At 64.5% G+C, this 17,625-nt stretch carries 18 protein-coding genes; 8 read left to right on the forward strand and 10 right to left on the reverse strand.

The window, feature by feature from the left end:
- Window positions 1–14: 14 nt before the first annotated feature.
- The 3 genes from KAR29_RS08710 to KAR29_RS08720 all read right to left on the reverse strand — a co-directional run bounded on the left by KAR29_RS08710 (window position 15) and on the right by KAR29_RS08720 (window position 2,136).
- Window positions 15–458: an ATP-binding protein gene (locus KAR29_RS08710; RefSeq protein WP_274372610.1), complete on the reverse strand. Its 444-nt coding sequence runs from the start codon at window positions 456–458 to the stop codon at window positions 15–17.
- Window positions 459–464: 6 nt separating this feature from the next.
- Entirely contained in the window at window positions 465–830 is a 366-nt protein-coding gene (locus KAR29_RS08715; RefSeq protein ID WP_274372611.1) for a DRTGG domain-containing protein, read from the reverse strand.
- A 124-nt stretch (window positions 831–954) separates the two neighbouring features.
- Entirely contained in the window at window positions 955–2,136 is a 1,182-nt protein-coding gene (locus KAR29_RS08720; protein ID WP_274372612.1) for an ABC transporter substrate-binding protein, read from the reverse strand.
- A gap of 119 nt (window positions 2,137–2,255) precedes the next feature.
- Here KAR29_RS08720 and KAR29_RS08725 point away from each other — a divergent pair, with 119 nt between their 5' ends.
- A complete protein-coding gene (locus KAR29_RS08725; protein ID WP_274372613.1) occupies window positions 2,256–3,569 on the forward strand; it encodes a sodium:solute symporter family protein in 1,314 nt (437 codons plus the stop codon).
- Window positions 3,570–3,603: 34 nt separating this feature from the next.
- Here KAR29_RS08725 and KAR29_RS08730 read toward each other — a convergent pair whose 3' ends face one another.
- The 3 genes from KAR29_RS08730 to KAR29_RS08740 all read right to left on the reverse strand — a co-directional run bounded on the left by KAR29_RS08730 (window position 3,604) and on the right by KAR29_RS08740 (window position 7,053).
- Window positions 3,604–4,101: an adenosine-specific kinase gene (locus tag KAR29_RS08730; RefSeq protein ID WP_274372614.1), complete on the reverse strand. Its 498-nt coding sequence runs from the start codon at window positions 4,099–4,101 to the stop codon at window positions 3,604–3,606.
- A gap of 715 nt (window positions 4,102–4,816) precedes the next feature.
- Window positions 4,817–6,007, reverse strand: coding sequence for a DUF3798 domain-containing protein (locus KAR29_RS08735; protein ID WP_274372615.1), 1,191 nt, complete (start codon window positions 6,005–6,007; stop codon window positions 4,817–4,819).
- Window positions 6,008–6,150: 143 nt separating this feature from the next.
- A complete protein-coding gene (locus tag KAR29_RS08740) occupies window positions 6,151–7,053 on the reverse strand; it encodes an HAD family hydrolase (RefSeq protein WP_274372616.1) in 903 nt (300 codons plus the stop codon).
- Between the two features lie 252 nt (window positions 7,054–7,305).
- Here KAR29_RS08740 and KAR29_RS08745 point away from each other — a divergent pair, with 252 nt between their 5' ends.
- The 5 genes from KAR29_RS08745 to KAR29_RS08765 all read left to right on the forward strand — a co-directional run bounded on the left by KAR29_RS08745 (window position 7,306) and on the right by KAR29_RS08765 (window position 11,921).
- Window positions 7,306–8,409: an ABC transporter substrate-binding protein gene (locus KAR29_RS08745; protein ID WP_407649571.1), complete on the forward strand. Its 1,104-nt coding sequence runs from the start codon at window positions 7,306–7,308 to the stop codon at window positions 8,407–8,409.
- 205 nt (window positions 8,410–8,614) lie between these two features.
- On the forward strand, window positions 8,615–9,496 hold the full coding sequence (locus tag KAR29_RS08750) for a branched-chain amino acid ABC transporter permease (protein ID WP_274372618.1): 882 nt from the start codon (window positions 8,615–8,617) through the stop codon (window positions 9,494–9,496).
- 12 nt (window positions 9,497–9,508) lie between these two features.
- On the forward strand, window positions 9,509–10,405 hold the full coding sequence (locus tag KAR29_RS08755) for a branched-chain amino acid ABC transporter permease (RefSeq protein ID WP_274372619.1): 897 nt from the start codon (window positions 9,509–9,511) through the stop codon (window positions 10,403–10,405).
- A complete protein-coding gene (locus KAR29_RS08760) occupies window positions 10,402–11,187 on the forward strand; it encodes an ABC transporter ATP-binding protein (protein ID WP_274372620.1) in 786 nt (261 codons plus the stop codon). Before KAR29_RS08755 ends, KAR29_RS08760 begins: the two co-directional genes overlap by 4 nt.
- Window positions 11,184–11,921: an ABC transporter ATP-binding protein gene (locus tag KAR29_RS08765; RefSeq protein ID WP_274372621.1), complete on the forward strand. Its 738-nt coding sequence runs from the start codon at window positions 11,184–11,186 to the stop codon at window positions 11,919–11,921. Before KAR29_RS08760 ends, KAR29_RS08765 begins: the two co-directional genes overlap by 4 nt.
- A gap of 2,039 nt (window positions 11,922–13,960) precedes the next feature.
- Here KAR29_RS08765 and KAR29_RS08770 read toward each other — a convergent pair.
- The gene (locus KAR29_RS08770) at window positions 13,961–14,404 is read right to left on the reverse strand and encodes an OmpH family outer membrane protein (RefSeq protein WP_274372622.1); all 444 of its coding nucleotides are present in this window, start codon (window positions 14,402–14,404) and stop codon (window positions 13,961–13,963) included.
- A 119-nt stretch (window positions 14,405–14,523) separates the two neighbouring features.
- Here KAR29_RS08770 and KAR29_RS08775 point away from each other — a divergent pair, with 119 nt between their 5' ends.
- Together KAR29_RS08775 and KAR29_RS08780 are read left to right on the forward strand one after the other, a co-directional pair.
- Window positions 14,524–14,754 carry a DUF3343 domain-containing protein gene (locus KAR29_RS08775; RefSeq protein ID WP_274372623.1) on the forward strand — a complete coding sequence of 77 codons (231 nt, stop codon included), beginning with the start codon at window positions 14,524–14,526 and terminating at the stop codon, window positions 14,752–14,754.
- The gene (locus tag KAR29_RS08780) at window positions 14,751–15,029 is read left to right on the forward strand and encodes a ubiquitin-like small modifier protein 1 (protein WP_274372624.1); all 279 of its coding nucleotides are present in this window, start codon (window positions 14,751–14,753) and stop codon (window positions 15,027–15,029) included. Before KAR29_RS08775 ends, KAR29_RS08780 begins: the two co-directional genes overlap by 4 nt.
- Before the next feature lie 8 nt (window positions 15,030–15,037).
- Here KAR29_RS08780 and KAR29_RS08785 read toward each other — a convergent pair whose 3' ends face one another.
- From KAR29_RS08785 to KAR29_RS08795, 3 genes are all read right to left on the reverse strand, one after another.
- Entirely contained in the window at window positions 15,038–15,343 is a 306-nt protein-coding gene (locus KAR29_RS08785; protein WP_274372625.1) for a hypothetical protein, read from the reverse strand.
- Between the two features lie 153 nt (window positions 15,344–15,496).
- Window positions 15,497–16,624, reverse strand: coding sequence for a UDP-4-amino-4,6-dideoxy-N-acetyl-beta-L-altrosamine transaminase (gene pseC / locus KAR29_RS08790; protein ID WP_274372626.1), 1,128 nt, complete (start codon window positions 16,622–16,624; stop codon window positions 15,497–15,499).
- Window positions 16,621–17,526, reverse strand: a complete 906-nt coding sequence (locus KAR29_RS08795; RefSeq protein ID WP_274372627.1) for a hypothetical protein — start codon at window positions 17,524–17,526, stop codon at window positions 16,621–16,623. Before KAR29_RS08795 ends, pseC begins: the two co-directional genes overlap by 4 nt.
- Window positions 17,527–17,625 lie beyond the last annotated feature (99 nt).

Below are 17,625 nucleotides of genomic sequence, written 5' to 3' on the forward strand. Positions count from 1 at the left end.
CGTTTCCCCCCCGGTTAAACGCTACCTCCCTCTGAATCGAGCTCGATGACGGCCCTGAGCGTCGTTCCGACGCCGACGGTCGAGTCGATCTCGAGGGAATCCGAATTTCGTTTGATGTTGGGCAGGCCCATGCCGGCGCCGAAACCCATCTCGCGGACCCTGTCGGGAGCCGTCGAGTAGCCTTCCTTCATGGCCATCGCCACGTCGGGAATGCCGGGCCCCTCGTCGCTGGAGATGATCTCCAGTCTCTGGGGCGTGATGAGAACTCTGAGAAGGCCGCCTCCACCGTGAATGACGAGATTCATCTCAGCCTCGTAGGTGATGATGGCAGCCCGACGTATGACGGGAGAGGGCATGCCCAGCATCTTGAGAGTGTCCTTGACGCTTCCCGACCCCTCGCCGGCGGCCAGAAAATCGTCTTTTTCGACTTCGAACTCCACAACGTAGGGGGCGACCAAGTGAGGCTACTCTCCCCTCTCGGGAATGGAACAGGGAGCCAATCCGGCCTTGAAAAGAAGCCCCGACGTCTCGTAGAGGCTTTTGTCGGAGAGGAGAAGGGGAATGCCCACCTGAGAGGCCAGGCGGACCATCTCCTCCTGAGGATGCTTCCCTCGGACGAAAAGCACGGCGGGCAGGTCGAGCATCTGGGCCGTACGGACGATCTGGATATTCATCAGTCCCGTCAGCAGAAGCGTTCCCGGTTGAGCGAAGGCGAGAACGTCGCTCATCAGGTCGGCGGCGTAGACGTAGTCGGCCTCGGCCGTCTCCAGCTCCGCCTCCCCGCACAGAATCCTGGCATTCACAAGCTCGGCGATATCCCGAACCTTCATGTTCCGTCAACCTCCCCTTCGACAATACACGTTGACACGCAGCGAGTGTCCCTCTTCGGCGGCCTCTTCCTCTTTCAACACCCTACCAGGAGCGCAAGACTTTGGCAAGAATTTCTCAAAGTGATCAGGGCATCTCGAGACGGCCGTCGGAGACCTCGAAGGAGCGCACGTCGACGAAGGCCTTTTCGATGAGGCGCCCGCCAGGGCCTACTTCGAGGACGGCCAGGACCGACAGGAGGGGGCGGTGGGTGCGGGAATCGATGGAGAGGAGCTGGCTCCCCAGGGCGATGGACTCGACGTGCCCCAGGGCCTCCGCCAGAGCGGAAGCCTCGGGCCCCGCCGCCTCAAGAGCCTTGGCAAGCCAGAGCCCGAGAGAATAGGCCCTGGCCGCGGCGGCCCCATCGGCGACGCGGAGCCCCTCGTCGAGCCAGAGATCGTCCCTCAGGTGCTCCAGTTGGGGATCGGTCGCCAGGGGATAATCCTGGTCGGCGAAAAGAAGCCCCTCGGCGGTGCCCAGAGGAGGGCCGAAGGGACCTCCGTAGAGAAGGCTCAGAGAGTACCCCATACGCCGCGTCAGGGCCCAGAGGTCGAGAGTCGCCAGAGGATCGAGGAAAAGCAGAGCGGAGGTAGCCCGGGCCGCCAGGACCTCGTCGACACGAGAGAGAAGGGCATCGTCGGCAGAGGTGCGGAAAAGGAGAGATAGCGTGGGCATCCCTCGCGCCTCGAGGCGGTGCCGGGCCTCGTCGTGGCCACGCAGAAGATCCGGCTCGAGAAGATCGGAGAGAAGGGCTACGACGGGTCCTCCCTGTCGGAGGACGTAATCGCTCAGGGCGTTGGCCCTGCAGGTCTTTTCCTGGCTGAGGGCGAAGAGGTAGGGAAGAGGAGATCCCGAGAGATCCTTGAGGGGAAAATCCTCCCCTCCCGCGAAGAGAAGCGGCGGCCCCTGACGTCCCATGGCGAGGGCCAGAGCCCGATCGGTCTCGGGAGAGGCGAAACTCAGGACGGCGACGACGCCGCGGGCGCGCCATGCCTCCACGCGATCGGGGACGGCATCGGGCAGGAGGGCGTCGTCCCAGGAGAAGATGACGTCGAAGCCGCGGACCCCCTCGGCGGGCTCGTTGAGGCGGCCCTGAAGCAGGAGGAGGCCGGCCCGCACGGCGACCCCCTGCTCGGCCAGCCATCCTCCAGGCGGGGGGACGACGGCGACGGACCAGATCCAGGGTGCCGCAAGGGGATCGGCCCCGCCGGAGACGGCGGAACCGACGAGGGAAAGAACGAGCAGCGCAAGGACGGCAATCTTCTTCATGGCGCCTCCCCATCGATAAGGGCTTGGTTTTCCTGTCTCCCCTTAGAGTATCATAGGGGCGGAGGTGGTCCACCCTGAGAGACTTCTATTCTACCGCTCTTCTCACTCTCGGCGCCTTTTTGCTCCTCGGAGTCCTGGCCGGAAGAAGGACCCGAAGCGGATCGGACTACACCGTGGCGGGCCGGAAGGCCGGGGCCGGGGCCGTGGCGGGCATCCTCCTTGGGGCCCTCGTCGGGGGCGCCTCCACCGTCGGTACGGTCCAGATGGCCTACGGCCACGGCTTTTCGGCCTGGTGGTTCACCCTCGGGGGCGGCATCGGCTGCCTCCTGTTGGGACTGCGCTTCGCCGGGCCGCTCCGCCGATCGGGACTGGAGACGATTCCCCAGCTTCTCGGCGCCCACTACGGCGCCGGAACGGGAAGGCTGTCCATGGCCGCAGCCTCGGCCGGAACCTACATCTCCATCGTCGCCCAATTCCTCGCCGGTCTGGCCCTCCTCCGCTCGGTCCTCCCCCTCTCGACGGGACAGGCCTCTTTGGTCCTGGCCCTGTCCGTGACGGGATTCATCTTCTTCGGCGGCCTCAAGAGTTTCGGAGCCCTGGGGAAAGCCAAGATCGCCCTCCTCTACGTCGTCATGGCCTCCTGCGCCGCGGCCTCCTCCCGAGGCTCTCTCCGGGCTCTGGCCGCGCTCCCCTTCTCCCCCTATTTCAACCTCTTCGGCCGAGGTCCGGCCAAGGACCTGGGAGCCCTGACCTCTCTCATCGTCGGCGTCTTCACCACCCAGATCTACATCCAGTCCTTTTTCGCCGCCTCCGACGAAAGGTCGGCCCGTCGCGGCGCCTTTCTCTCGGCCCTCCTCATGCCCCCGCTGGGACTGTTGGGCATTCTCGTCGGCCTCACCCTGAGAGGCAGGGGCGCCGTCATCGACCCCGCCCAGGCCCTTCCCCGCTTCATCGTCGAGACCTTTTCCCCCTGGGCGGGGGGAATCCTCTGGAGCGGCCTCTTCATCACCGTCGTCGGCTGCGCCGCCGGCCTCACCCTGGGCGTGGCCACCAACATCGTCCGCGACGTCCTGATTCCTCTCGTCCCGAAGGGAGCCTCGGAGAAGACCGCTCTCGTCGCAAGCCGCCTCGTCGTCGTCGCCCTCGTCTTTTCGGCCTCCTTTTTGGGCGCCCTGGGCGAGGGATCGATGATCCTGACCTGGAGCTACCTCAGCATGGGGCTCCGCGGCGCCGGAACCTTCTTCCCCTTCGTCATGGCCGTCATCGCGCCGGGGCGGCTGTCTCCGTCCTGGGCTCTGGGCGCCTCCCTCTCGGGGCTGGCGGCACTTTTCGTCACGCCCCTCCTCTGCGCCGCGGAGCCGCTTTTCGTCGGCCTCGCCCTTTCGGGAGGCGTCACCTTCGTCGGCCTTACCCGCAAGAAGGGGACCGCCTAGAGGCGGTCCCCTTCTTGCCCGGGCGGAAGGCCCTTCAGCGCTTGTAGCCGATCACTTCCCTCAGGAGGGTCTTTCTGTCGACGACATCTTCGGCGGTCTCGATGCCCTTCGACGGGAAGCCGTCGACGACGCCGGCGATGCCCCGGCCCTGATTCGTCTCGAAAACGAGGACCTGAAGGGGATTGGCCGTGGCGGCATAGACGCGGCAGACCTCCTGGACGGCCTTGATTCTGTCCAGGACGTTGACGGGGTAGCCCTTGCGGATCAGGACGACCAGAGTATGACCCGCGGCGAGACGCTCGGCATTTTCGACGGCCTTCTGGATCAGCTCCTCGGCGTTGCCGTCGTAACGGATCAGGCAGGGCCCCGAGGCCTCGCAGAAGGCGATTCCGAACTCCAGAAGGGGCGACGACGTCACGAGAGCCTCGTAGACATCTTCGACGGTCTTGATGAAATGGCTGTGGGCCAGAATGATGTTGGAACCTTCGGGAAGGGTCATGTCGACGACTTCCCATTTGCGCACTTCCGCCATAGAAACACCTCCCTCAAAAATACCCCGTTCAAAGGACCGCGGCTCGAAAAAGACCGTCTCGCGGGGAAAACCGGTCGCGGACAAGAGACAACAAAAACGGCGGAGGGACGTCGCCTCCGCAACTGGACGAGCTTTCCCGGGGAATGCCGTTGTCAGAGGATAGGGACGACGGCCCACGACTCCTCTTCACCGAAAAGGGCGGGAATGCCGAGGAGATCTCCGGAATGGGGCGGTCGAGGCAGAAGGCCTTCTTCACGGTGCGGACCCCCTCTTCGTCCCTGTCGAGCTCTTCGACGCGAATGACGTGCTCGTAATCGACGAGGCGACGGCCCCGTCCCGCTTCATGCGCTCCACGGCCTCTCCTCCGTCGACAAAGGCACGGACCCTCGTGTTATGTAGGCCTCACCACCGATCGTGATCGTTTTGTTGTCGAGCGTGAAATCGAAGCCCTTGACCGATATGGTAAAGCCAAAAGCCCAAAAGAACCAGCGACAGGACCAGACAGGCCTGGATGGCGGCTTTCCTCTTCTGCCGAAAAAGGGTGAAGCGACCGAAATCCTGAAGGCGGAGGGGAGACAAACCGAGGGGGAAAGGGCGAGAAAGGGACAGCCTCGGGAAAACAGCATCCCGGGATCTTCCGTCTGTCGACACACGACACACGACGGAGGAGGGGGAGAAGAAGCGGCGCTTCCTCTCCCCCCAAGAGGATCGTCCGCTAACGGACGGAGAAGTATTTCTCTGGAACGTCGACTTCGGTCATGTGGAGGTAGCCCGTGCCGAAGACATAGGTATCCTGGTAGACGAGGATATGGTTCTTCTTCGTCACGCCCGTGTTGAGGTCGACATAGTAGCTGCCGTTCCAGGCCGCGCCCGGAGTGTACTTCTCGAAGCAGGCAATGAGGTCTTCGAAGCTTTCGAGCTTGGCCTCCCCCGCGAGGATGCGGCGGGCGAACTCCGCAAGACCGGCCGAGTTGGTGTAGCCGTAGGAGTAGGCCCAGGTGCCCATACGTCCCTTGCCGCCCTTGTCGATGACGGCCTGCTCGACCTTCTTGAGGATGGCGGGAAAATCGCCGTGCTCGGCAGAAAGGTCGATGCCGAGAGCCCCGGGGTAACCCATGAGAGGCGACGGCAGATCGGCCTCGACGAAGTAGCCGCCGCTCTCGGCGATCCGCTTCAGCAGGGGCTCCGTGTGGGCGTCGTTGGTGCAGAAGAAGGCCGTGCCCTTGCCGTACTCGCCGATCCAGGCGGGAACCTTTTCGAGGATGAACTGCTGGGCACCGGCGACGCCGACGTCGCTGGTGGGATCGGGAGCGGTCTCGAAATGGAACTTGAGCCCCAGGTCCTTGCAGGCTTCCTCCATGATGTTGCGGCGTCGCGAGAGCAGCTCATAGCTCATGTGGCGGGGGAAGGAGATATGGACGAAGTCGGTGGCCCCCATCTTCTTGGCGGCGGCGATGATGAGATAGCCCCGGGCGATGTTGTCGGCGTTGATGACGAGGTCGGCGGCCGCCTCGATGACGCCCGGATCCTCATGCGCCTCTCCGGCGAAGCAGAGAATGTCGGGCCGTTTCTCCTTGACGCGGCGGAAGGCCTCCGTCGTGCCGGGGATGGCCTGGTTGACGATGATGGCCTTCATCAGGGGATCGTCGGCGAGACCGACGATCTGGCTGATGGTGGTCTCCATCTCCTGCATGAAGTTATCGGGATAGGTGAGGTGCTGAATCATGCCTCCGTCGGCCACGCTGCCATACTCGGCGATCATCTTCTCGGCACCGCGAAGGTCATCCTCGGACTGAGAGACCGTACCCGTACAGATGCCGATGTGGAACTTGGCCTCGGCAAAGGCTCCGCCGGTCAGGGACAGAAGAACCCCAAAAGCAACTGCGAGAAACACGATGCGCCTCATCAAAATTCTCGCCTCCCTTTAATTATAAAACAGTTTCCAGTTAAGCTTACCTCTCGAAGACCTCCTTGTCAATGTTACGAAAAGCCCCGAAAGGGCGGGCTCGTCAGGGCCAATCCTGTCGAATCCGCCGATTCGGGGTCCGCTCAGATCTCCTTGCCGGTGCGGGTTCGAGGCCATTTTCGCCGTCCTTCGACCGTTTCGCGGCCGGACCCGACGGGATCGCGAGAGTTCCCTGCCTGCCGATTCGGGGGAAGATCGTCCAGGGCAAGAAGCTCCCGGGCGAGCTCGACGAATCCCCCTTCGGCGGCGGGGGGGAAAATGAAGTGCCCGATCTCCTTCAGTTCATCGTCGGCATCGTCAGGCACGGCGGCCAGATCGGCCAGAAGGAGCAACTCCCTGTCGTTGTGGTGGTCGCCGGCACAGACGAGAAAACGGGGACGTCCTCCGGAACGGAGCAGAAACTCCAGAGCCGCCCCTTTCGAGACGCCGGGGGCCAGGACGTCGAGAAAGCCGTCGCCGGCCAGAGTGACCGTCGCGGCCGCGCCCAGGGCATCCTCCATCCGGATCGCCAGTCCTCTCACCGCCGCCGGATCGCCGTAAAAGATGACGCGGTAGACGTCGGAGTCGACGCGGGGCTCGACGAGATCGTCCCGCAAGGGGATGGACAGCCTGCGGAAATACTCTCCGGAACGTCCTTCGCCGGGCCTGATGATGATCTCCTCATCGCCGAAGACCTGGACCTCCAACCCCGAACTCCAGCCGAGACGGAGAGCCTCTTCGGCCGTCTCGGCCGGAAGGAACCGCTCGAAAAGGACTTCGTCCGTGGAGGGGACGATGACGCGGGCCCCGTCGTAGAGGATCAGGGGATGCGCCGTGGGCACATCGGCCAGATGAGGCCTGACGGAGGCGTAGATCCTCCCCGTGGCGAGGAGCAGGTCCCATCCCGCCCGAGACAGGTCGTTCCAGGCCCGGCTCACTTCGGGTGAAACCCGATCTCTGTGGGCCAAGGTGCCGTCAAAATCGCTCACAAGGACTTTCGGGCCCATTGTCTTACCTCCTCGCCGGATCTCGCAGCCACGCCGCATTCTGACAACATTCTAACAGAGAGCGGCCCCGACGATAAAATGAATTTTGTGCCTGATATAGTTCAAGCCTCTTCCCTTTCCGATATGTTCTTCTTTGTTGGATTCTGGTAAGATAGGGATACAAGAGTCATCCGTCATTCATACATTTCAGGAGGTGGAAGTGAGTTGAAGAAGTTCGTTCTGTTTTGTCTTGCGTCCGTGCTGGTGGTGACGATGGCGGGAATGGCCATCGGCGCCGAGACGATCAAGGTGGGCTATCTGGCGGCTCTGACCGGAGATTGGGCGGCCTACGGTCAGACGGAGCAGAACACGGCCCAGCTGGCCGTCGACGAGATCAACGCCAAGGGAGGCATCAACGGCAGGAAGGTCGAGCTCACCGTCTACGACTTCCGCGGCCGCCAGGAAGACGCCGTCAACGCCGTCCGCCGCATGGTCGAAGAGGACAAGGTCGTCGCCGTCGTCGGCGCCAACGCCAGCGGCATCAACATCGCCACGGCGGCCATCGTCAACAAGGCCGGAGTCCCCCAGATCGGGACCGTCTCGACGAACCCCGCCGTCACCGTCGACCGCGACGGCAAGGTCCGCCCCTATTCCTTCCGTGTCTGCTTCACCGACCCCTACCAGGGCAAGCTCATCGCCTACTTCGCCGCCCATGACCTGAATCTCAAGAAGGGCGCCATCCTCTACGACATCGCCAGCGACTACTCCCAGGGTCTGCGCGAATTCTTCATGCAGTCCTACGGCGAGTACGGCGGCAAAGTCGTGGCCGACGAGGCCTTCAAGGGAGGCCAGGACGTCGACTTCCGCGCCCAGCTGACGAAGATCCGCGAGGCCGGCGCCGACGTCCTCGTCCTGCCCAACATGGGCAAAGAGATGGCCCTCATCATGAAGCAGGCCCGCGAACTGGGCATGAAGGACATCGTCTTCGTCGGCGGCGACGGCTACGCCGAATTCATGTGGGAGATCGCCGGCGAGGCCATGGAGGGCTCCTACTGGATCAACCACGTCGCCCCCGAAGACCCGGCCATGGCCCAGTTCTTCGCCGACTACAAGGCCAAGTACAACGACGAGTGCAAGGAATTCGTCAACGGCATCCTGGGCTACGACGCCATGTACTGGCTCTTCGACGCCATCGCCCGCGCCGGAGACCCCACGGCGGACAACATCGCCAAGGCCCTGGCCGCCACGAAAAACGTCCAGCTCCACCACGCCGTCCTCACCATGGACGAATTCCACAACCCCAAGGACAAAGACGGCGTCGTCCTCATCGCCAAAGAGGGACGGGGCCAGTTCTTCTCCAAGATCAAGCCCGAATAGAACCTCCGGCACGTGAAGGAGGCGAGGCGGCCGGGGTCCGTTCCGCCCGCCTCGCCTCCTTCCTTCGGACCCGTCCTTCGGCCCCGTCAGGGTTCCCTCGAACTCGGTCCGAAGGCCGACGCCTCCCCCCTGCCGTTTCAGGGGCTGCCGCCATCCCGACGCCCTCTTCCACGGCGCCTGCATCGCGAAACGAGGTGACCCCTTTTTGGGCACGTTCATCCAGCAGGTCATCAACGGCCTCTCTCTAGGGTCCGTCTATGCCCTCATCGCCGTCGGCTACTCCCTGGTCTATTCCATCCTTCTTTTCTCCAACTTCGCCCACGGCGGCTTCCTCGTCATCGGCGGCTACATCTGCTACTACGTCCTCAACTCCCTGGGGGCCAACATCTGGGTCGCCGGACTCGTCTCCCTCGTCGGATCGGGCCTGTGCGCCGTCCTCACCGAACGGCTGGCCTACAAGCCGATCCGGGAGCGGACCAGCGTCACCCTCTACCTCCTCATCGCCTCCATGGGCATGAGCATCGTCATCGAGAACCTCTTCGTCATCTTCGCCGGGGGACGCTTCCGGGCCCTGCCGCCCGTCATCCCCACGAGCCCCGTCAACCTCTTCGGCCTGGCCACGACGAGCGCCTTCGACCTCCTCTCCCTCGTCGCCGCCGTCGTCTTCCTCGGCGGTCTCCAGCTCTTCCTCACCCGGACCAAGTGGGGACTGGCCATCCGCGCCGCCGCCTACGACCTCCGCACGGCGGGGCTCATGGGCGTCAACGTGGGACGGCTCATCTCCATCGTCTTCTTCGTCTCGGGCCTGCTCGCCTCCGTGGGGGGCATCTTCCTCTCCGTCCGCTACACCCTCTACCCCCAGCTCGGCTCCATCACCATCAAGGCCTTCGTCGCCGCCGTCATCGGCGGCCTTGGGTCCCTGCCCGGAGCCGTCGTGGGAAGCCTCATCCTCGGCCTGGCCGAGATGCTCACGGCGGGGTTCCTGTCGAGCCAGCTGCGGGACCTCGTCGTCTTCTCCCTTCTCGTCATCACCCTCATCGTCCGCCCCTCGGGGCTCTTCGGCAAAGACATCAAGGAAAAGGTCTGAGGAGGCGATCCCGTGTCGAACTACACCGAAGGCATCCTCATCCTCCTCATGATCAACGGCATCGCCGCCATGGGCGTCTCCCTCCTCACGGGCTTCACGGGCATCTTCACCCTGGGACACGCCGCCTACCTGGCCATCGGCTCCTACACGACGGCCATCCTCACCCTCGACTACGGCCTCCACTGGTTCCCCGCCATCCTCATCGGAGGAATGCTGGCCATGGCCGTCGGCTACCTCGTCGGCCTGCCGACGCTCAAACTCATGGGCGACTACTACGCCATCGCCTCCATCGGCCTGGCCGAATCGATCCGCCTCATCATCGAAAACTGGCAGAGCGTCACCAACGGAGCCCGGGGCATCCCCGGCATCGACACGTTCACCACCCTGCCCATCACGGCGGGATTTTTCGTCGTCATGGCCTACGGCGCCTTCTGCCTCATCGACGGCCGCTTCGGGAGGGCCTTCAAGGCCTGCCGCGACGACCACGTCGCCGCCTCCCTGCTGGGCTTCAACACGCCCCGCTGTCGCGTCCTGAGCCTCTCCATCTCGGCCTTTTACGTCGGCATCGCCGGCGGTCTGTACGCCGGATTCATCTCCTTCATCCAGCCCGTCATGTTCGACATGCTCAAATCGACGGAGATGACGGCCGTCGTCGTCTTCGGCGGCCTGGGCTCCATGAGCGGCGCCCTCCTGGGCACGACGATCATCACCCTCGTCACCGAACTCTTCCGCCCCATCTCCCAGTACCGCATGCTCATCTACGGCCTCGTCCTCGTGCTGGTCATGATCTTCCGGCCCGAGGGCATCCTGGGCCAGCACGAGGTCGGCCCGGCCCTCTTCAGACGACTCGGGCGCCTCTTCCGCCGCAACGCCGCCGCAACGCCGGAAGAAAGGAGATCCTCCCGATGAGCGCCCCCGAAGCCGTCCTGACCCTGTCGGGCGTCAACAAGTCCTTCGGCGGCGTCCAGGCCGTCTCGCAGATGACCTTCACCGTCGAGCGGGGCGCCATCACGGGCCTCATCGGCCCCAACGGGGCGGGCAAGACGACGATCTTCAACCTCGTCACCGCCGTCTACCCCGTCGACTCGGGCGACATCCTCTTCAAGGGGCGCTCCCTGCCGGGACTGGCCTCTCACGAGATCATCCGTCTGGGCATCGCCCGGACCTTCCAGAACCTCCGTCTCTTCCACCGCTCGACGGCCCTGGAGAACGTCATGACGGCCTGTCAGCGCCACCACCCCTACGGCTTCCTCGAGGCCCTCACCCACGGCGGACGGTGGAAGAGGACGGAGAAGGCCATCGAGAGGCGTAGCCTGGAGCTTCTCGACCGGGTGGGCCTGGCCGATCGGGCCCACCAGGCCGCCTCGACCCTCCCCTACGGCCATCAGCGGCGGCTCGAGATCGCCCGCGCCCTGGCCCTCGATCCGGAACTCCTCCTCCTCGACGAGCCCGCCGCGGGGATGAATCCCGAAGAGGTCTTCGCCCTCAACGACCTCATCGGCGCCATCCACCGCGACTTCTCCCTGACGATCCTCGTCATCGAGCACCACATGGACCTCGTCATGGAGATCTGTCCCCACATCGTCTGCATGAACTTCGGCGCCAAAATAGCCGAAGGGGGCCCCGAGGACATCCAGAACCACCCCGAAGTCCTCAAGGCCTATCTGGGAGAGGAGGCCGTCGAAGCATGACCGAGCCCAAAGCCCCCCTGCTCTCCGTCCGCGACCTCTGCGTCAGCTACGGCGCCATCCAGGCCGTCCAGAACGTCTCCATCGACGTCTTCGAGGGCGAGATCGTCTCCGTCATCGGCGCCAACGGGGCGGGCAAGTCGACGCTGATGAACGCCATCATGGGCGACGTCCGCCGCGAGAGGGGCGAGATCTTCCTCGACGGCAACCCCCTCGCCTCGAAGAGTTTCCAGGTCGTCGCCCAGGGCGTCTCCCTCTCTCCCGAGGGGCGGAAGGTCTTCGCCCCCCTGACGGTCATGGAAAACCTCATGATGGGGGCCTTCCCCCGGAGCGACAGGCACAACGTCGACGAGGACCTCCAGAAGGTCTTCACCCTCTTCCCCCGCCTCGAAGAGCGCCGGGGGCAGTACGCCGGCACCCTCTCGGGCGGAGAACAGCAGATGCTGGCCATAGGCCGGGCCCTCATGTCGCGCCCCCGGATCCTCCTCCTCGACGAGCCCTCCCTGGGGCTGGCCCCCATCATCATCAGGGAGATCTTCAAGGAGCTGGTCCTCGTCAACAGACAGGGCATCACGATCCTCCTCGTCGAGCAGAACGCCCGTCAGGCCCTTCTTCTCTCCCATCGGGCCTACGTCCTCCAGACGGGTCTCCTCGTCAAGGAGGGACTCTCCGCCGACCTGCTCAAGGATCCCGACATCGAGGCGGCCTACCTCGGCGGCGGTCGCCGACGCCGCTGAACGGTCCTCCTTCCCACGAACAGGGGCCCCCGTCGGGGGGCCCCTGTTCGTGGGAAGGAGGACTCGCGTATCGTCGCTTCTCCTGAACGCGCTGCCGTCTCCGTTCGCTTCGGAAAGAACGGAAAGCTCCACATCGCGGCCGTCGCCCTTCCCGGGAGCATTATCGTCTCGGCTGATTCGGAAAGAAGGGCAAGTCCCACGTCGCGGCTCTTGCCCTTCCTGGGAGCGTGGGCATCCTGCCCGCGCCCGCCCCGAAGGGGCGGTGGGTTCCCTGCACGTCTCCGCCATCGCCGAGGTGACGTCGTTCGAGTCGGGAGACCCTGCGGGACGAGAAATCCGTCCCGCGCGCCGCCAGGATGGCCGCGCTCCCAGCAGGGGCAAAACCTCAAGCTCCACGTCGCGGCCGTTGCCCTTCCCGGGAACACTATCGTCTCGGCCGCTTCGGAAGGAACGGAAGACTCCACGTCGCGGCTCTTGCCTCTCCTGGGAGCGTGGGCATCCTGCCCGCGCCCGCCCCGAAGGGGCGGTGGGTTCCCTGCACGTCTCCCTCGTTGCCGAAGTGACGTCGTTCAAGTCGGGAAACTCTGCGGGACGAGAAATCCGTCCCGCGCGCCGCCAGGATGGCCGCGCTCCCAGCAGGGGCAAAACCTCAAGCTCCGCGTCGCGGCCGTCGCCCTTCCCGGGAGCATTATCATCTCGGCCGCTTCGAAAGGAACGGAAGACTCCACGTCGCGGCTCTTGCCTCTCCTGGGAGCGTGGGCATCTTGCCCGCGCCCGCCCCGAAGGGGCGGTGGGTTCCCTGCACGTCTCCCTCGTTGCCGAAGTGACGTCGTTCAAGTCGGGAAACTCTGCGGGACGAGAAATCCGTCCCGCGCGCCGCCAGGATGGCCGCGCTCCCAGCAGGGGCAAAACCTCAAGCTCCGCGTCGCGGCCGTCGCCCTTCCCGGGAGCATTATCATCTCGGCCGCTTCGAAAGGAACGGAAGACTCCACGTCGCGGCCGTTGCCTCTCCTGGGAGCGTGAGCATCTTGCCCGCGCCCGCCCCGAAGGGGCGGTGGGTTCCCTGCACGTCTCCCTCGTTGCCGAAGTGACGTCGTTCGAGTCGGGAAACTCTGCGGGACGAGAAATCCGTCCCGCGCGCCGCCAGGATGGCCGCGCTCCCAGCAGGGGCAAAACCTCAAGCTCCACGTCGCGGCCGTTGCCCTTCCCGGGAACACTATCGTCTCGGCCGCTTCGGAAGGAACGGAAGACTCCACGTCGCGGCTCTTGCCTCTCCTGGGAGCGTGGGCATCCTGCCCGCGCCCGCCCCGAAGGGGCGGTGGGTTCCCTGCACGTCTCCCTCGTTGCCGAAGTGACGTCGTTCAAGTCGGGAAACTCTGCGGGACGAGAAATCCGTCCCGCGCGCCGCCAAGATGGCCGCGCTCCCAGCAGGGGCAAAACCTCAAGCTCCGCGTCGCGGCCGTCGCCCTTCCCGGGAGCATTATCATCTCGGCCGCTTCGAAAGGAACGGAAGACTCCACGTCGCGGCTCTTGCCTCTCCTGGGAGCGTGGGCATCTTGCCCGCGCCCGCCCCGAAGGGGCGGTGGGTTCCCTGCACGTCTCCCTCGTTGCCGAAGTGACGTCGTTCAAGTCGGGAAACTCTGCGGGACGAGAAATCCGTCCCGCGCGCCGCCAGGATGGCCGCGCTCCCAGCAGGGGCAAAACCCTCCGTCGCAGCCGTGTTTTCCTGGGAGCGTGGGCATCCTGCCCGCGCCCGCCCCGGAGGGGCGGTGGGTTCTGCACGTTACCTCCATCGCCGAGGGGACGTCGTTCGAGTCGGGAGACCCTGCGGGACGAGAAATTCGTCCCGCGCGCCGCCAAGATGGCCGCGCTCCCAGCAAGGGCAAAACCCCTCCGCCGCAGGCTGAACGGATCTCCTTCCCATGAAAAAACGAGGGCCCCCGAAGGGACCCTCGTTTTTTGCGCGCACGTGCGAGGAACGGGATTGAAACCTAGCAGCCCGACACCGCAGCAGAAAGAGCGAATCTATGCGACCGAACCTAGCTGCCGGCTCCGATCTTCTTGAGCTCGACGATGACGTCTTCGGTGATCTCCGTCCCTCCGAAGATGACAGTGCTCTTCTCGAAGATGACGGTGAAGCTTTTGGCCTTGGCCACGGTGCGGATGGCCATGTCGACATCCTTGAGAATGGGAGCCATGAGGCGGTTCTCCTCCTGGGCCATCTCCATCCGCTTGGTGCGATAGATCTCTGCCTTCTTGTCCTGATCCTTCTCGGCATCGATGGCCATTTTGGCCTCCTGCTGCTTGGTCGTCAGCGTGGCACCGATCTGCTTCTGCGTCGCCTCGAACTTGGGGTGGCCGAAGACCACTTTCTGCATGTCGATGATGCCGATCTTCTCCGCCGCCTGGGCGGTTCCGGCACCGAGAGCGAGCGCAAAAGCCAGAGCCATGACGGCGAGAACGGACCTCCTGAAGATAACCATAAACAACCTCCTCCTCTATTCTGACCTTGCTCAGCGATTATACCCGCACCGGTTGCCCCCGTACAGGTATAATTGCTGAAGATAACGAGAAAAACGGAGTTCAGGGGGAGGAATCGCTCTTGGAATGTCTTGCCACCTTCGACACGACTCACATGGCCCTTCGCTTCGAAAAAATCTGCCGTCAGGCCGACCTCTCGGTGCGCATCGTTCCCGTCCCCCGTGAGCTGTCGGCCTCCTGCGGCCTCGCCTGCCGTTACCCCTGCGAGGCCGAGGAGACGGTCCGAGGTCTCGTCGAAGAACACCGCATCGACGTCCTTCAGCTTCACCGCATCGACGGGGGCCGGCCGTGAAACTCCGACTTTTCGCCACCCTGAGGGGCCTTTCAGGAGCTAAGGAAATGGACGTGGCCACGCCGGCCACGGTGGGAGAGCTCCTGAGCGACCTCTCCCGCCGCTGGGGCAGTAACTTCGACGGCCAGATCTTCCAGGACAGGGACAGGACCGCCCTCGTCAACGGCGTCATCGTCCTCGTCAACGGCCGCCACATCGCTCACCTCGCAGGGATGGAGACGCCTCTCACCGAAAGCGACATCGTCGATCTCTTCCCCCCTCTGGCAGGGGGCTGAGCTGGGGCTCACCGTTCCTTTTCCCTCTCCTCCGGCGGCGGAGGGGGACTCTGGGTGGGAAAATACTTGCTCCAGAAGAAGGTTGAAAGAGCCCACCAGCCGACGATGCCGACGACGACAAGGGCCACGGAAAGACCCAAGATTCCGCCGGGAAAGGAACCCAGGCCGCCGGAGAGGCGGCGCATGGGCGCACCTGAGGGGCGCAACCCGCCGGGCTCTCCGAAGTAGCGCACCATCCATCCCGCCGAGACCAGGAGGGCAAGGAACATCAGGCCACGCCGAAACCAGCGAGGCAACACGGGATCGGGACGCATGAGACACATCACCTCCTCTCGCCTGCAAGGACCGTCTTCGGCTGAAAGAACCGTTTTTCCCACCGCGACGGCCATCGGACAGAGAATCCGGCTCCCCGACGGAAGGCTTCGGCGACGGCCCCTTCCCGCGACGGAAAATCCCCTTCCGCCCCTCTAGCTTTTCAGAAGTGCCCGCAGGGCCTCGACGACGCGATCGACATCGCCGTCGGCCATGGCGGGGAAAAGGGGGAGGGAGATCTCCCCTCCGTAGGCCGCCTCGGCACGGGGGAAATCGCCTTCGGCAAGACCGAACCGGCGCCGGTAATAGGGGTGGAGGTGAACGGGCAGGTAATGGACCTGAACACCGATCCCCGCCTTCCGCAACCCCTCGAAAATCTCCCTCCTCCGCGAGGAGGGCAGCCGCACCGGATAGAGATGGTAGGCATGCCCCTTGTGCCGGGGAGGCAGCGTCACCCTCTCAAGACCGCCCAGAGCTTCGTCGTAGAGATGGGCCAAGTGACGTCTGCGGGCCACGAAGGCGTCGAGACGCCTCATCTGGCTCAACCCCAGGGCAGCCTGCAGATCGGTGAGGCGATAGTTATAGCCCAAATCGATCATCTCTCCGTACCAGGGCCCCTCGTCGGGACGCTCCATCCGATCAGGATCTTTCGTGATGCCGTGACTGCGGAAAAGGCGGAGCTTCCGGGCGAACGTCCCGTCGTCGGTGACGACCATGCCTCCCTCTCCCGTCGTCACGTGCTTGACGGGATGGAAGCTGAAGACGGTCATATCGGCCTCGGAGCCTATCTTGCGAGAGCCCCTCTCGCCTCCCAAAGCGTGACAGCCGTCTTCGACGATCACCGCGTCGGGCGCGGCCCGACGACAGCCCTCCACGTCGGCAGGGAAACCGGCATAGCTGACGGGAGCGACGACTTTCGTCCGTTCCGTCACCTTTTCGGCCGCGCAGGCGGCGTCGAGGCAGAGCGTCTCCGGAGAGATGTCGGCAAAGACGGGACGTGCCCCGAGATAGACGGCTGCATTGGCCGTGGCGGCAAAGGTCAGGGGCGGCACGATCACCTCGTCCCCCGCGACGACGCCCGCCGCGTGGTAGGCCCCGTGAAGGGCCGCCGTCCCGTTGCAGAAGGCCACGGCATGGGCGGCGCCGACATAGCCGGAGACGGCCGCCTCGAAGGCCTCGATGGCGGGGCCCTGAGTCAGCCAGTCGCCCTTCATCGCCGACACCACGGCCGCCACATCATCGTCGTCGATCCACTGATGCCCATAGGGCAGATAGGACGTCATCGACGCCCTCCTCTCTCGAAAAAGGCCGCAAGAGCCGCGGCGGCCGCCAATGCCCCCCTGGGGTCGACGACGGCCCCTTCCCGAGCCCGACAGGGCCTTCGGGCCAGGGTCGTCTCCCCCCGCGCCACCGGATGGTCCGTTCCTTCCTCCGTCACAACAGTATTTTCCCCGCCAAGGGGAAGAGAAAGGACCGCTTCGAGGTCACCGCGACCGAAGGAGCCCCAAAAGCCCAGATCGTGCCCCAGCCCTTTCGCCTGGATGGCTTCGCCAATCCCTCTCTGGTTATCGGCTACCTGAAAGACCGCTAAAGGCCTACCCAGAGCCAGGGCCTCGTAGGCCGTCACGCTGGAGGTGCAGATCACCCTTCCCGACCGGGCCATTCTTTCCAGGAAATCGTTTGGAGCCTCCAGAAGAGCCACGTTCTCTTTTCCGTCCGCCGCGGCGCGGCAGCGCCGCCGGAGCGACGCGTCGACGAGGGGACCCAAAACGGCTGAAAGAGGCGGCCAGCTCCCGTCCCACCAGCGAAGGATACTTTCCGTCGCTCCGGCCATATCGGAGGCCCCCGCCACGAAAAGAACGTCCTCCCCCGAAAGGAGCGCTCCCGAATCGATCTGATCGGCCCAGAAAGCCACCTCGGGGCGCAGGAGAGCGTAGGCGGGACCGAGAAGACGGAGGCGATCGGAGGAAAACTCGTAAGGCCATCTTTCGGCGTCGAGATTGTAGTTCAGCAGAGCCGTCGCGTAACGCTCGACGGGACGATCGCGGAAATCATCGATCACAACCAGAGGCAGCCGTTCGGCGACCCAGGCGAGCCAGGGAGAAGAGGCCCTGTAGGAATCGACGACGACAAAATCGACGCCGTCGAAAAGAGGAACCAAAGACTCCCTTACGCCAGAACCCATCGAAAAGGGATCGGCAAGGGGGAAAAAACGGGACATACCGACGGCAGGCCTCCCTCTCGCCCCGCTCAGGGACAAAGCCCCCTCCTCGTTAAGGACGAA

Origin of the sequence: Aminithiophilus ramosus (genome assembly GCF_018069705.1) — a bacterium.
GTDB lineage: Bacteria > Synergistota > Synergistia > Synergistales > Aminithiophilaceae > Aminithiophilus > Aminithiophilus ramosus.